The 13,114-nt window shown below is 66.6% G+C and carries 12 protein-coding genes and 2 pseudogenes; 8 read left to right on the plus strand and 6 right to left on the minus strand.

Features of this window, described 5'->3' with window-relative positions:
* Together LRS08_RS04440 and LRS08_RS04445 are read left to right on the plus strand one after the other, a co-directional pair.
* Positions 1-424 (plus strand): annotated as a pseudogene (locus tag LRS08_RS04440) (histidine triad nucleotide-binding protein).
* A gap of 130 nt (positions 425-554) precedes the next feature.
* Positions 555-2,133 (plus strand): annotated as a pseudogene (locus LRS08_RS04445) (amino acid permease).
* A 51-nt stretch (positions 2,134-2,184) separates the two neighbouring features.
* On the opposite strand, the gene LRS08_RS20000 reads toward LRS08_RS04445, so the two are convergent.
* The 4 genes from LRS08_RS20000 to LRS08_RS04460 all read right to left on the minus strand — a co-directional run bounded on the left by LRS08_RS20000 (position 2,185) and on the right by LRS08_RS04460 (position 5,915).
* Positions 2,185-3,060: an oligosaccharide flippase family protein gene (locus LRS08_RS20000; RefSeq protein WP_308223011.1), complete on the minus strand. Its 876-nt coding sequence runs from the start codon at positions 3,058-3,060 to the stop codon at positions 2,185-2,187.
* The gene (locus LRS08_RS20005; RefSeq protein WP_308223010.1) at positions 3,057-3,644 is read right to left on the minus strand and encodes an oligosaccharide flippase family protein; all 588 of its coding nucleotides are present in this window, start codon (positions 3,642-3,644) and stop codon (positions 3,057-3,059) included. The genes LRS08_RS20000 and LRS08_RS20005 overlap by 4 nt, the downstream gene beginning before the upstream one ends.
* A complete protein-coding gene (locus tag LRS08_RS04455; RefSeq protein ID WP_260481384.1) occupies positions 3,641-4,807 on the minus strand; it encodes a GNAT family N-acetyltransferase in 1,167 nt (388 codons plus the stop codon). The genes LRS08_RS20005 and LRS08_RS04455 overlap by 4 nt, the downstream gene beginning before the upstream one ends.
* Positions 4,808-4,919: 112 nt before the next feature.
* Positions 4,920-5,915 (minus strand): adenosine kinase, encoded by a 996-nt coding sequence (locus tag LRS08_RS04460; protein ID WP_257844725.1) that lies wholly within the window; start codon positions 5,913-5,915, stop codon positions 4,920-4,922.
* An 89-nt stretch (positions 5,916-6,004) separates the two neighbouring features.
* On the opposite strand from LRS08_RS04460, the gene LRS08_RS04465 reads away from it, so the two are divergent.
* Complete coding sequence (locus LRS08_RS04465) at positions 6,005-6,697, plus strand: EI24 domain-containing protein (RefSeq protein WP_308223009.1); 693 nt, start codon at positions 6,005-6,007, stop codon at positions 6,695-6,697.
* 59 nt (positions 6,698-6,756) lie between these two features.
* Positions 6,757-7,071 (plus strand): hypothetical protein, encoded by a 315-nt coding sequence (locus LRS08_RS04470; RefSeq protein WP_257844724.1) that lies wholly within the window; start codon positions 6,757-6,759, stop codon positions 7,069-7,071.
* Positions 7,072-7,105: 34 nt separating this feature from the next.
* Here LRS08_RS04470 and queG read toward each other — a convergent pair whose 3' ends face one another.
* A complete protein-coding gene (gene queG / locus LRS08_RS04475; RefSeq protein WP_257844723.1) occupies positions 7,106-8,146 on the minus strand; it encodes a tRNA epoxyqueuosine(34) reductase QueG in 1,041 nt (346 codons plus the stop codon).
* 40 nt (positions 8,147-8,186) lie between these two features.
* Here queG and LRS08_RS04480 point away from each other — a divergent pair, with 40 nt between their 5' ends.
* The 4 genes from LRS08_RS04480 to msrB all read left to right on the plus strand — a co-directional run bounded on the left by LRS08_RS04480 (position 8,187) and on the right by msrB (position 12,324).
* A complete protein-coding gene (locus LRS08_RS04480; RefSeq protein WP_257844722.1) occupies positions 8,187-9,113 on the plus strand; it encodes an ABC transporter ATP-binding protein in 927 nt (308 codons plus the stop codon).
* Complete coding sequence (locus tag LRS08_RS04485) at positions 9,110-10,342, plus strand: ABC transporter permease (RefSeq protein ID WP_257844721.1); 1,233 nt, start codon at positions 9,110-9,112, stop codon at positions 10,340-10,342. The genes LRS08_RS04480 and LRS08_RS04485 overlap by 4 nt, the downstream gene beginning before the upstream one ends.
* Before the next feature lie 190 nt (positions 10,343-10,532).
* Complete coding sequence (locus tag LRS08_RS04490) at positions 10,533-11,762, plus strand: cytochrome P450 (protein ID WP_257844720.1); 1,230 nt, start codon at positions 10,533-10,535, stop codon at positions 11,760-11,762.
* 73 nt (positions 11,763-11,835) lie between these two features.
* Positions 11,836-12,324, plus strand: coding sequence for a peptide-methionine (R)-S-oxide reductase MsrB (msrB, locus tag LRS08_RS04495; protein WP_257844719.1), 489 nt, complete (start codon positions 11,836-11,838; stop codon positions 12,322-12,324).
* 3 nt (positions 12,325-12,327) lie between these two features.
* Here the strand turns inward: msrB and LRS08_RS04500 are convergent, their stop codons facing one another.
* Positions 12,328-12,873, minus strand: a complete 546-nt coding sequence (locus tag LRS08_RS04500) for a CHAP domain-containing protein (protein WP_257844718.1) — start codon at positions 12,871-12,873, stop codon at positions 12,328-12,330.
* Between the last annotated feature and the right edge of the window lie 241 nt (positions 12,874-13,114).

Raw genomic sequence — 13,114 nt, forward strand, 5'->3', positions numbered from 1 at the left:
ATGCCCGTCGACGCAACCCGGCCCTATGACGACCAGAATATCTTTGCAAAGATCCTGCGCGGGGGAAATTCCCGCGAAGCGCATCTATGAGGACGAGTTCGCCCTCGCCTTTCCCGACATCGCGCCGGTCGCGCCGACGCACATATTGGTGATCCCCAAGGGCGCCTATGTCAGTTGGGACGACTTTACCGCACAGGCCAGCGATACGGAGATTGCGGGATTTGTCCGCGCGGTTGGCAAAGTGGCGCGCGACGCCGGGCTGGTCGCGCCGGGATATCGGCTGCTCGCCAATACCGGGGCGGATTCGCACCAGACAATCGGGCATTTGCACGTTCATCTCTTTGCCGGGCGCAAGCTTGGCCCGATGCTGGTCGACCCCGGCACGGTGGACGCGATGATCGCGCGCGGCGACGCGATCGGGTGATTCGCCCATTGGCCCCGCGACGAACCGCGCGATTGGGGGATTGCGCGCCAGTGATTTGCGTTTAGGCTCCCGCGCCATTGGTATCAGCGGTGACCGGACAAACCGGCACCGCCAAGGGGGAAACCTTCACATGACATTCGGGCGCGTTAAGCCACTCGGCGCGATCCTGGCGACGGCGGAGAAGAAATCGCTCCATCGCTCGCTGGGCTGGTTCCAGCTCACCCTGTTCGGCATCGGTTGCGTGATCGGGACGGGCATCTTCGTCCTCACCGCTGCGGGCGCGCAAAAGGCCGGTCCCGGCCTGATGCTCGCTTTTGCGATCGCGGGGCTGATCTGCATCGTCGCGGCACTCTGCTATGCCGAAATCGCGGCGATGATCCCGGTCGCGGGGTCCGCCTATACCTATACCTATGCGACGATGGGCGAGGTGCTCGCCTGGACCGTCGGCTGGGCACTGGTCCTGGAATATGCGGTGGCGGCAAGCGCCGTGTCGGTCGGGTGGTCCGGCTATTTCACAGGAACGATATTGAACGAGTTCCTGGGGATACAGCTTCCGGCCTTCCTCGCCGGCGCGCCGCTGGCGCTGGGCGGCGTCGAGGGCGGGTTCATCAACCTGCCCGCCGTCGTGATCGCGCTGCTCGTCACCTGGCTGCTGATGATCGGCACCACCGAGAGCGCGCGCGTCAACGCGATCCTGGTGGCGATCAAGGTAACCGCACTGACCGCATTCATCGTCCTGACCCTGCCCAGCGAGTATTTCTCGATGGACAAGTTCAACCCGTTCCTGCCCGCCGGCGTGTTCGGCGGCTTTGGATCGGGCCTGGGCGCGGTCGGTGCCGCAGCGACGATCTTCTTCGCCTATGTCGGGTTCGACGCGGTCTCCACCGCCGCTGAAGAAACCAAGAACCCGCAGCGCAACGTGCCGATTGGCCTGATCGGATCGCTGTTGTTCTGTACCGTCTTCTACATCCTCGTCGCCGCAGGCGCGGTCGGCACCGTCGGCGGTCAGCCGATCATGGGTCCGAACGGCGTCCCCTTCCCCGCCGGGTCGGAAGAACTGGCGCGCCAGTGCGCCACCTATGCCGCCGACGCGCTGCCGCTGGTCTGCTCGAACGAGGCGCTGGCACATGTTCTCCGCCAGATCGGCTGGTCGGGCGTGGGCAACATGCTGGGCATTGCCGCCTTCGTCGCGCTGCCGTCGGTCATCCTGATCCTGCTGTTCGGCCAGACCCGCGTGGCATTCGTGATGAGCCGCGACGGCCTGCTCCCCCGAATCGTGGAGCAAGGTGCACCCGAAGTGGAAGACCCCGCACGTCATCACCGCCATCACCGGCGGCGCGGTTGCAGTCGCTGCGGCGTTCCTGCCGGTCGGCAAGCTCGCTGACATCGCCAATGCCGGTACGCTCTATGCGTTCATGATGGTCGCGATCGCAGTGATGATCCTGCGCAAGACCGCGCCGAACACGCCGCGCAAGTTCAGGACCCCGATGCTGTGGCTGATCGGTCCGGCGACGATCGCCGGGACGGTGTTCCTGTTCCTCAACCTGCCGCTCGAGGCGATGCTGGTGCTGCCGATCTGGGCCGTCATCGGTCTGGTGTTCTACTTCCTCTACAGCCGCAGCCGCAGCCACCTGGGCAAGGGCATCGTGGAGAGCCACGAGGTCGAGGCGGTCACGGAAATCGAACCGCACACCCCCGGCACCCACTAAGCGCCGGACGGTTCGCCAACATCGAAAGGGGAGGCCACGGCCTCCCTTTTTTCATGCGCCCCGCAATAGCGTAACGGCTTCACCCACCGCGCCTCGCGCGAAGCCGAGCATCAGCCCCCCATAGGCGGCCACTCCAACGGCGATCAACACGACCAGTGCGGCAGGGGCCGGCATGGGCGGAAGCAAGGCCGCGACCCCGGCCACGCACAGTCCCATCGCGATCGCCGCCACCAACGCGGGCATCACCGCCGCCACGACCTGATCCGTCCCGACACCGATCGCGGGGGCGGAGTGCCAGACAGTAACTGCCAGCAATACAGCCATCCCGGCGACCCACGCCCAAGCCAGACCGATCGCGCCCATGCCGATCCCGATCGCGAAGGCGAACGGCAGGATGAGCCCGCCCGCCACCGATATCTGCACCGCGATCCCCGGAAAGCCACGCGCATTGGTGGCTGGCGCAAACAGGATCTGCAGGGTCAGCATCGGCATGGCGAGCGCCAGCACCGGCACCAGCGCGGCAACATCGATCCATTTCGGCCCCAGCATTGTCTCGACCAGCGGCCCGGCGGTCGCCGCCATCCCGGCATAGGCGGGCAGCGCGACGAGCATCACAAGCCGCACCGCGCGCAGAAACGCAGCTCCGGCCGCCCCTTCGCCGGCCTGGAGGCGCGAATAGGCCGCGAACGCCACCTCGTTGAGCGGTGGCACGAACTTGGTCGCGACCAGCTGGGTCAGGAACAGAGCGGTGGAATAGACGCCGAGCATGTGCGGGTCGAGCCAGCGACCGCCGATGAAGATGTCCGACTGGCTCTGCAGAAACCAGAAGAACTGCACCACCGTCATTGCGCCGCCGTACCGAAGCAGGGGCCCCGCTCCGCGCAGGTCGAAGCTGGGCAGCAGCCACGCCCGCGCCGCGATCGTCATCCCGATCGCCTCGACATAAAAGAGCGCCAGGGGGCCGCCACAAGGGTCCATATCCCCCAGCCGGACAAGGCGCAGGCCAGCGCCGTGCCCGCCCCGGCGAGCGAGGCGAGGACGCGCACCTGTGCCTGCCGCCGGAAATCCATCGCGCGGCTGAGTATCGCATAGGGCAGCGCCAGGAACGGCGTCGCCAGGTACAGAAGCGACTGGACACGCAGCAAATCGATGACCTGCGGCTGGCCATAAAAGTTCGCCACCAGCGGTGCCGCCAGGAACTGAACCAGCGCAAGACCGCCATTGAGCAGGACGAGTATGCCGAGCGCCTGACGCAGGTCGCGCCGCGTCACCTGTTCCTGGCGGATGAGCGCATTGGCGATGCCGTAGCCGTTCATCAGGTTGAGCAGCACCAGCACCGTCTGCGTCAGTGCGAACAGTCCGTAATCGCTGGGGTCGAGCAGACGAATGACCAAAAAGGTCGTGCCCCATGCGACGAGTTGCGCGGCCAGCTGGCTGCCCGATCGCCATGCCACGGCGGCGCGCACCTGCTGCGCCAGCGTCTTTCCGTCAGCGGTCGCTGCCGTGCTCATTCGGCGAAGGTCAGCGCCGCCGCCGCCAATGCACCCATCGCCAGCCACGCTTCGAGCCGACTCCGGTCCCCGCGCTCGCGCCCGGCATCGCGTACCTTCGACGCGGCGAGATAGGCGTCGCGGGCGATCTGAGATTCATTGCCCCAGCGCAGTCGCAGCAGCGATGCGGCGGATCGGCTGCGCACGATCAGAAGGTCCAGTATCTCCGGGCCGATCTCGGCGCCCATCTCCCGCTTGTATCCCGAATCGCCTGCGCCCAGGTCGATCGTCGTGACACCGGCGGCCCGCGCCTGATCGATTTGATAAGCGGTGACGATCTTCCCGGGCCGAAACGCCGCGAACCGTTCGTCATAGCTGCTGGCGATACCATATTGGACGGTGTCGCATTGCAGGTCGAACGAGAACGCCACCGGTGCTCCGCCCACCCGCAGGATCGTCGCAGACAGCGCATGCGCCAGGACCGGATCGTTGACCGCGGCCAGCCAGCCCGCCCGCTTTTCGTCGGAAATGAATTTGGCCCCCGTGTGGTCGGTGGCCCGGCCGACCCAACTCGCGGCCTCGATCGCGGCCAGTTCCTCCAGCACCGTCGCGGACCAGTCCGCACCGGTCACATGCTGGACGCAAATCTCCCCCTGCTGTGCCAGCTGACGCTCGTAATTCGTCAGGCGCCGTCGGGTCGAGCGGCGCGGCCAGCCGTCCGGATTCGCGTTGTCGAACAGGAACGCACGCCCCAGTTCGCGAGTCAGCACCGTCCACCCCGCCATCGCCGCAGTGCGCTTGATCCGCACCGTCACGGGATCGCGGGCATAGACCGGACCGACCCGCCATGCCGGGCCGAGCGCGTTGATGGCAATGGGATCGGCGAAGATCGCCGCCAGTTCGGCGTCGCTGGCGTCCGGGTCCAGGGAAATCGACCGGAACGGCCAATAGCTGCCTGGAACGCTGCGCGCGCCGATCAACGTCGGGCCGACGGGCGTCGTCGGGATTGCGGCGATGACGGTACCGTCGTCGCGGCTTGCGACGAGCGTCGTCGTGCCACCCTGCGTCGCCGCACGATACCAGGCGGCACGCAGGAAGCGATGCGTCGGGTCGGCGCGATCGGCGACCGCGTCGATCATCCCGGGCACGCCGTCATAGGCAGCGACGCGAACGCCGGATCCCAAGCGCGCGGGCGTGTCTGCTCTGCGCGGCTGTTGCATGGTCCTCCCTCCCGCTTTGGAAGAGAAGTACCGACAATTAGCTGACAGAAGGTAAGCGACCCCGCCTCGATCGGGATCAGCCGAGTTTCGCGGCCACCTCGCGCAAATTCGCCTCCGGCCGTGCGCCGTAGTGCGAGATGATCTCGGCCGCGCACGCCGCGCCGAGCTTGAGCGACTTGTCGACGTCCCAGCCCTGTGCCTGGCCGTGGAGGAAGCCCGCAGCGAACAGGTCGCCCGCGCCGGTTGTGTCGACGACGCGCTCGATCGGCTCGGCGGCGACCGCGACGCGTGCACCGTTCTGCACCGCAATCGCGCCCTTCTCGCTGCGCGTGACGACGAGGGTCGGGACCTGCGCCGCGACCTTGTCCACCGCCGCGTCGAAGTCCTCGAGCTGCGCCAGCGCGAGCAGCTCATTCTCGTTGGCGAACAGAATATCGACGAGGCCTTCCGCGATCAGCGCGCGGAAATCGTCGCCGTGGCGGCTGATGCAGAACACGTCGGACAGAGTGAAGGCGACCTTGCGGCCCGCGCCACGCGCAATGTCGATCGCGGCGCGCATCGCCTGACGCGGTTCTTCCGGATCCCACAGATAGCCCTCGAGATACAGGATCGCGCCGCCCGCGATCAGGTCGCGGTCGAGCGCGGCCTCGGGCAGGAACTGCGACGCGCCGAGGAAGGTGTTCATCGTGCGCTGGCCGTCCGGCGTCACGAAGATCAGGCAGCGCGCGGTGGTCGGCTGGCCCGCGCGGACGGCGGTGTCGAACGCGACGCCGGCGGCGCGCAGATCGTGGCCGAACACCTGGCCGAGCTGGTCGTCGGCGACCTGGCCGATGAACGCGGTGCGGCTGCCGAGCGCGGCCATGCCGGCGACGGTGTTCGCCGCCGAACCGCCCGAAACCTCGCGCCCCGGGCCCATCTTGGCATAGAGCGCGTCGGCCTCTTCGGGCGAGAACATCAGCTGCATCGAGCCCTTGGCGACGCCGATCTCCTCAATGAAGGCGTCTTCGGCCTGGGCCAGAATGTCGACAATGGCGTTGCCGATCGCGACGACGTCGTGGGTGGGTGCGGTCACTTCTGTCTCCGGGAAATAGATGGTGCGCGCCTATAGTGCAGCGCGGGGCGGCGCAACTGCGTTGACTTGGCGGACATGCCCCCGCATCGATGTCCAATATGGTCCAGGCGCTGCTTCTTTCGATCGGCCAGCTGTTCGACAAGCGCATCGTCGCGGTGTTCGCCAAGTCGATGCTGGTGACGCTGGCGATCTTTGCCGCGCTGGGCGCGGGGTTGTGGTTCGGGACAGAACAGCTCGTCGCGCGCTATTTCGCGGCCAGCCAGAGCATGGCGAGTCTGGCCGCGGCGACCGCGATCCTGATCGCGCTGCTCGGCGCATGGCTGTTGTTCCGCATCGTCGCCATCGCGGTGATCGGGGTGTTCGCGGACGAAGTGGTTCATGCGGTCGAGGCGAAGCACTATCCCGCACGCTTCGCGGGCGCACGCAATCTGAGCTTCGCGCGGTCGGCGGCGATGGGCCTTCAATCGGCGGGGCGTGCATTGCTGGTCAATCTCCTGCTGTCGCCGCTCTATCTGCTGTTGCTGGTCACCGGGGTCGGCACGGCGATCGCCTTTTTCCTGGTCAACAGCTGGCTGCTCGGTCGCGATCTGGGCGATATGGTTGCGGTGCGGCATATGCCGGCGGGCGAGGTCCAGCGCTGGCGCGGCACCACCCGGCTGGCACGGTTCGCGACCGGCGCGGCGGGGACCGGACTGTTCTTCATCCCGTTCGCCAACCTCATTGCGCCGATCGTCGGTGCGGCGATGGCGACCCATATGTTCCACCGGAGAAAACCCAAGTGAGAGCTATTGCGGCAGGTGCCGCCCTTGTCCTGTTGTCCGCATGTGGCGGGGGCGGCGCAGTGCCGCCGCCCAGCCGCGCCGCGCCGGTGCCGGTGCCCCAGCCGGGGATGGCCGCGCTGACGACCGTGATGGGCGTGAGCGCCAACGCCCTGATGGCCCAGTTCGGCCGCCCGATCCTCGACGTGACCGAGGGCAGCGCACGCAAGTTGCAGTTCGGTGGGCCGATCTGCGTGCTCGACGCGTATCTGTATCCACCCAAGTCGGGGCGCGGCGAGGCGGTCGTGACCTTTGCCGAGACGCGCCAGCGCGACGGTGCGCCGATCGACCAGGCGAGCTGTGCGGCGGCGATCCGGGCGGCACGGACGGGGCGGTAGGGTCCATTGGGCCCCTCCCCTGAAGGGGAGGGCTTTAGAGAAGCCGCGCCCTTGCCCACTCCGCAGCGTCGCGAACCCCTTCGTCGGGATCGTCCAGCAGCGATTCGACCGCGCCGAGCAACCCCGCGTCGCCGCTATTCCCCGCCGCGATCAGGCAGTTGCGGACCATGCGGTCGCGGCCAATGCGCTTGATCGGGGAGCCGGAGAAGATCTCACGAAACCCGGCGTCGTCGAGCGCGAGCAGGTCGGCGAGTTCGGGGGCGGTGAGTTCGGCGCGGGGGGCGAAGGCGATGTTGCGCGCGGCGGCCTGCGCGAACTTGTTCCACGGGCAGACCGCGAGGCAATCGTCGCAGCCATAGATGCGGTTGCCGATGCCTTCGCGGAACTCCTCCGGGATCGGCCCCTTATGCTCGATCGTCAGGTACGAGATGCAGCGCCGCGCATCGAGCGTGTAGGGCGCGGGAAAGGCGTCGGTCGGGCAGGCGCGCTGGCACGCGTCGCACGATCCGCAGCGGTCGCGGCCCGGATTGTCGGGCGCCAGATCGAGCGTTGTGTAGATCGCGCCGAGAAACAGCCAGCTGCCATGACTGCGGCTGACCAGATTGGTGTGCTTGCCCTGCCAGCCAAGGCCAGCGGCTTCGGCGAGCGGCTTTTCCATCACCGGGGCGGTGTCGACGAACACCTTGAGATCGCAGCCAGCCTCCTGCGCCAGCCAGCGGCCGAGTGCCTTCAGCGCCTTCTTCACCACGTCATGATAATCCGCGCCCTGCGCATAGACCGAGATGCGACCGCGATCCCCCTGCCCTTCCAGCGCGAGTGGGTCGAGTGCGGGGGCGTAGCTCATGCCGAGCGCGATCACGCTGCGCACCGCGGGCCACAGACCGGCGGGGCTTTCGCGGTGATGCGCGCGCTCCTCCATCCAGATCATGTCGCCATGACGGCCCTGTTCGAGCCATTCGCGCAAGCGCTGCCCCGCCAGCGGCGCAGCGTCCGCCGACGCAAAGCCACAGGCGGCGAAACCGAGTTCAGCGGCCTTTTCGCGGATTAGGGATTCGAGTGCCTTGCGCTCATGCATCACCCCCGCTACCACGGTAAGCCAAGCGAGGGGATTCCAGTTGCATCACGAATTGGCGGTTACCGCCCATGGCCTCGTCAAACGCTTCGGCGACCGCCGCGTCGTCGATGGCGTCGATATCGCCGTGCCCAAGGGCATGATCTATGGCGTGCTCGGGCCCAATGGCGCGGGCAAGACAACGACGCTGCGGATGCTGCTGGGCATCATCGAGCCCGATGACGGGGAGCGCACGATGCTGGGCAGCGAGCGCCCGCGCGAGATGAGCGACCGGGTCGGCTATCTGCCCGAGGAGCGCGGCCTCTATCCCAGCATGAAGGCGACGCATGCGATTGCCTTCATGGGGGCGCTGCGCGGGCTGGACTGGAAGACCGGGCGCAAGCGCGCGGTGGAGCTGATGGAGGCGGCGGGGCTGGGCCATGCCACCGACCAGAAGATCCGCAAATTGTCCAAGGGCATGGCGCAGCTGGTCCAGCTGCTGGGATCGGTGGTGCACCAGCCCGATTTGCTGGTGCTGGACGAACCCTTTTCGGGCCTCGATCCCGTCAATCAGGAGCGGCTGGAGAAATTGATCCTGGCCGAGCGCGATCGCGGCGCGACGATCCTGTTTTCGACGCACGTCATGGCGCATGCCGAGCGGCTGTGCGACCGGCTGACGATCATCGCCGGCGGCAAGGTGCGGTTCGAGGGCAGCATGGCCGACGCGCGCGGCACGATGCCGCACAAGGCGCATTATGTGCCGCATCACAATGACGCTGGCATCGCCGCTTTGCTCCCCGCCGATGCGGTGGAGGATGGCGACGGCGGCTGGCGCTTCACCATGCCGGACGAGGGGATCGAGGCGTTGCTGGTCAAGCTGATCGACGCGGGATACGGGATTTCGGGCCTGTCGATCGAGCGCCCGAGCCTGCACGACGTGTTCGTGCGGATCGTCGGCGCCAAGGCGCTTGAGGAGGCGGCAGCGGCATGAACGGATTTCCCCGACTGGTGCGCCAGACGATGACCATCGCCCGCCGCGATTTCGTGGCGACCGTGTTCACCCCGACTTTCCTCCTCTTCCTGCTCGCGCCGCTGATGATGCTGGCGTTCGGCACGGTCGGTGGGCTGGGGGCGGCGACGATGGCGAAGAGCGGCGATTCGCAGTCGCGCATCGTAATGATCGCAAGCGGCGATCAGGCGCGTACGGCAATCGCGATCGACAAACAGATGCGCCGCCTGTTCCGCGCGAGCGAGCAGCCCGCCAAGTTGATCGTCGAAGCCCCCAGCGCCAATCCGCGCGCGCAGGCGCAGGCGATGTTCGACCGCAAAGGCGTCGATACCTATGCCGTGCTGTATGGCCCGCTGGAGCGACCGCAGATCCTGCACGTCCAGAACGGTCCGCGTTCGGCGGAGTATCTCGCGGAGCTGGCGACCCAGATGCTGCGCGCGCAACGCGCCGGCACTGACGCGCCGCTGAGCGAGGCGACCAAGACCGTTGTTTCACGCACCACTACATCGGCCAGCGGTCAGGGTCAGGCGGCGTTCTTCACGGTGTTCGCGCTCTTCATCGTCTCGCTGATGCTCGCCGGACAGGTCGTCGGCACGATGGCGGAGGAACGGTCGAACAAGGTGATCGAGATCCTCGCCGCCGCGGTGCCGCTGGAAAGCGTGTTTTTCGGCAAGCTGCTCGGCATGTTCGGGGTGGCGATCCTGTTCCTGCTGTTTTGGGGAACAGTGGTGGTGAATGTCGGCCAGTTCCTGCCGGGAAGGCTGGCTGTTGCGTTTTCCGATGTCGGCCCTGCAGTCGGGACCACGGCCTATGTGCTGCTGTTTCTCTCCTATTTCGTGATGGCGTACATGCTGCTGGGCGCGGTGTTCCTGGGCCTCGGCGCACAGGCGGCGACGCAGCGCGAGTTGCAGATGATGTCGCTGCCGATCACCATCTTTCAGGTCGCGATGTTCGGCTTTGCTTCGGCGGCGGCGGCGAGCCCCAATAGCTGGGTGGCGACCGCGGCAGAGCTGTTCCCGTTCAGCTCGCCCTTTGCGATGGCGGCGCGCGCGGCCAATTCGCCCGAGCTGTGGCGGCATTTCGCGGCGCTGGCGTGGCAGGCATTGTGGGTGGTGATTACCGTGACGATCGCCGCGCGACTGTTCCGGCGCGGAGTGCTGCAGTCGGGTAGCCCGAAGCTGCGGCGGAAGAAGGCGGTGGTAGCTGCCTGACCTCAAGGCGGTCGCCCTCACCCTTCCCACTCGCTACGCTCGCGGGCCCCTTCCCTCTCCCATTGGGAGAGGGAGGGAGGCGCGAAGCGCCGGAAAGGTGAGGGTCACTGATTGTCGCGCAACCCCACTATTGACATTCCTGTAAGTTAATTCACTCTCCCGGAAAGACAGAATCCGGGAGAGTATCGTCATGGCCACCCTTGCGCCCGAAACCGCGTCGTCGGTCGATCCGCTCGACGTTACCCGGCCCGAGCTGTACCGCGACGATATCTGGCACGAACCCTTTGCCAGGCTCCGGGCGGAAGCGCCGGTGTACAAATGCGAGAACAGCGCGTTCGGCCCCTATTGGTCGATCTCGACTTACAAGCCGATCGTCGAGGTCGAATCGCTGCCCGACCTTTATTCCAGCCAGGCGGGCGGGATCACCGTCGCCGATTTGATGCCCGAAGACATCAAGATGCCGATGTTCATCGCGATGGACCGGCCCAAGCATACCGGCCAGCGGCGCACCGTTGCCCCCGCCTTTACGCCCAGCGAGATGGTGCGGATGACCGGCGACATTCGCCAGCGCACAGCCGAGATTCTCGACGGGCTGCCGGTCGGCGAGACGTTCGACTGGGTCGACCGTGTGTCGATCGAGCTGACCACACAGATGCTGGCGCTGCTGTTCGACTTTCCGTGGGAGGAGCGGCGCAAGCTGACCTATTGGTCCGACTGGGCCGGGGATATCGAGATCGCCAAGGACCCGGTGCGCAAGGAGGAGCGCCGCCAGATCCTGTTCCAGTGCGCGGCGGAGTTCGGTGCGCTGTGGAATTCCAAGGTGGGCAAGGAGCCGACCCCGGACCTCATCTCGATGATGATCCATTCGGACGCGATGGCGGAGATGGACCAGATGGAGTTCCTGGGGAACCTCATCTTGTTGATCGTCGGCGGCAATGACACGACGCGCAATTCGATGAGCGCCTATGCCTGGGCGCTGGAGCAGTTTCCGGACGAGCGCGCCAAGCTGGAGGCCGATCCGTCGCTGATCGCCAATGCCACGCAGGAGATCATCCGCTGGCAGACCCCGCTCGCGCATATGCGCCGCACCGCGACGGCGGATACCGAGCTGATGGGGCAACAGATCCGCGAGGGCGACAAGCTGGTGCTGTGGTATCTGTCGGCCAACCGCGACGAGAGCGTGTTCGAGCGGCCCAACGACATCATCGTCGACCGCGCCAATGCCCGCCGCCACCTGGCGTTCGGGCACGGCATCCACCGCTGTGTCGGCGCGCGGCTGGCCGAATTGCAGATCGGCGTGCTGATGGAGGAAATGGCCAAGCGCCGGCTGCGCCCGAACGTGGTCGCGGAGCCCGAGCGGGTGTCGGCGTGCTTCGTCCATGGCTATAAGGCGATGCCGGTGGAGTTGAGCCGCTACTAAAATCCCTACCCAATTTACGACGAACCGTGGCCGCGGCACTTGTCGCTGCGGGAACCATACCCAGATTGCACAGATGCGTTTCGGTCGCCGCCATCTGCTTGGCGCCGCTGCAGGCGGCGGGCTTGCGGTCGTCCTTGGATGTCGTTCCGAGGAGGGCGAGGCTGCCGACAAGGGATTTGCCTTCAGCCTGACCGATGCCGAGTGGCGCAAGCGGCTGACCCCCGCGCAATATCGCATCCTGCGGCAGGAGGGGACCGAACGCCCCGGATCGAGCCCGCTCAACAGGGAAAAGCGCGCGGGCATCTATGCCTGTGCCGGGTGCGGGCTGCCGCTCTATGCGTCGCGGACGAAGTTCGAGAGTGGGACCGGGTGGCCGAGTTTCTGGGCACCGCTCGACAATGCGGTTCGGACGAAGCGCGATCTGTCGCTCGGCATGGTGCGGACCGAGGTGATCTGTCGCCGGTGCGGCGGGCATCTGGGCCATGTGTTCGACGACGGGCCGCGCCCGACCGGCAAACGGCATTGCATCAACGGGCTGGCGCTGAAATTCAGGCCGGCGTGACGCTTACTTCTGGAGCGAGGTTTCGATCCCGAACTGCGACAGGTCGATCTGCGCGATCGTGACGTTGCCGAAGGGCGTCGCGTCCTTGCGCGGCGCACCGTCGGCATAGATGAAGCCGTTGACCGGATAGGTCGAGGTGCCGAGCCCGTTGTTCGAGGCGAACCACACCTTGACGCGGCTCCAGTCACCGGCTTCCGACACGTCGATCGCGATGACGTTCTTCTCGACCCCGCCGCGGCGTGACCAGTTGGCGTGGGTGAGCAGCACTTCGCGGTCGCTCAGCACCTTCGACACCATCGCGACATGGCCCAGGCGCATGCGCTGGGTCGGCGCGAAGGACATGACCGCACCCTCGACCGGGGTTTCGCCACGGGCATAGCGGCCCTCCGCCTGCGCCCACCAGGTATGGGCGTTGCCATAGATTTCGATGCCGGAGATCGCGCGAGCATAGGGGGCGCACTGCCAGAACTGGGCCTGGGCGGGCGTGGCGATGGTCGCCAGGCAAAGCACGGCCAGCAGCGCGAAACGCGCTTTCAGCGTCTGAAACATGTCGGAAACCCCTTTCCCCGATCTCTTAGGATGGGGATTGGCAGGCCGGTCGCGGGCTGACCACCCCCTCCCCGCGATATCCGATGAATCGTTTCGTCGGGGCGACGACCTGCGGAACGCGGCTTTTGCAGCGCAACATCGGCCTAAGGGTGAATACTAGGGGTGGCGGATTCAGTCGACCGGGCGACCAACGGCACCCTGTGCGACCTATGGTGAACATACCGGTCATCCACAACAGGAT

The sequence above is a fragment of the Sphingomonas sp. J315 genome (genome assembly GCF_024666595.1).
Taxonomy (GTDB): domain Bacteria; phylum Pseudomonadota; class Alphaproteobacteria; order Sphingomonadales; family Sphingomonadaceae; genus Sphingomonas.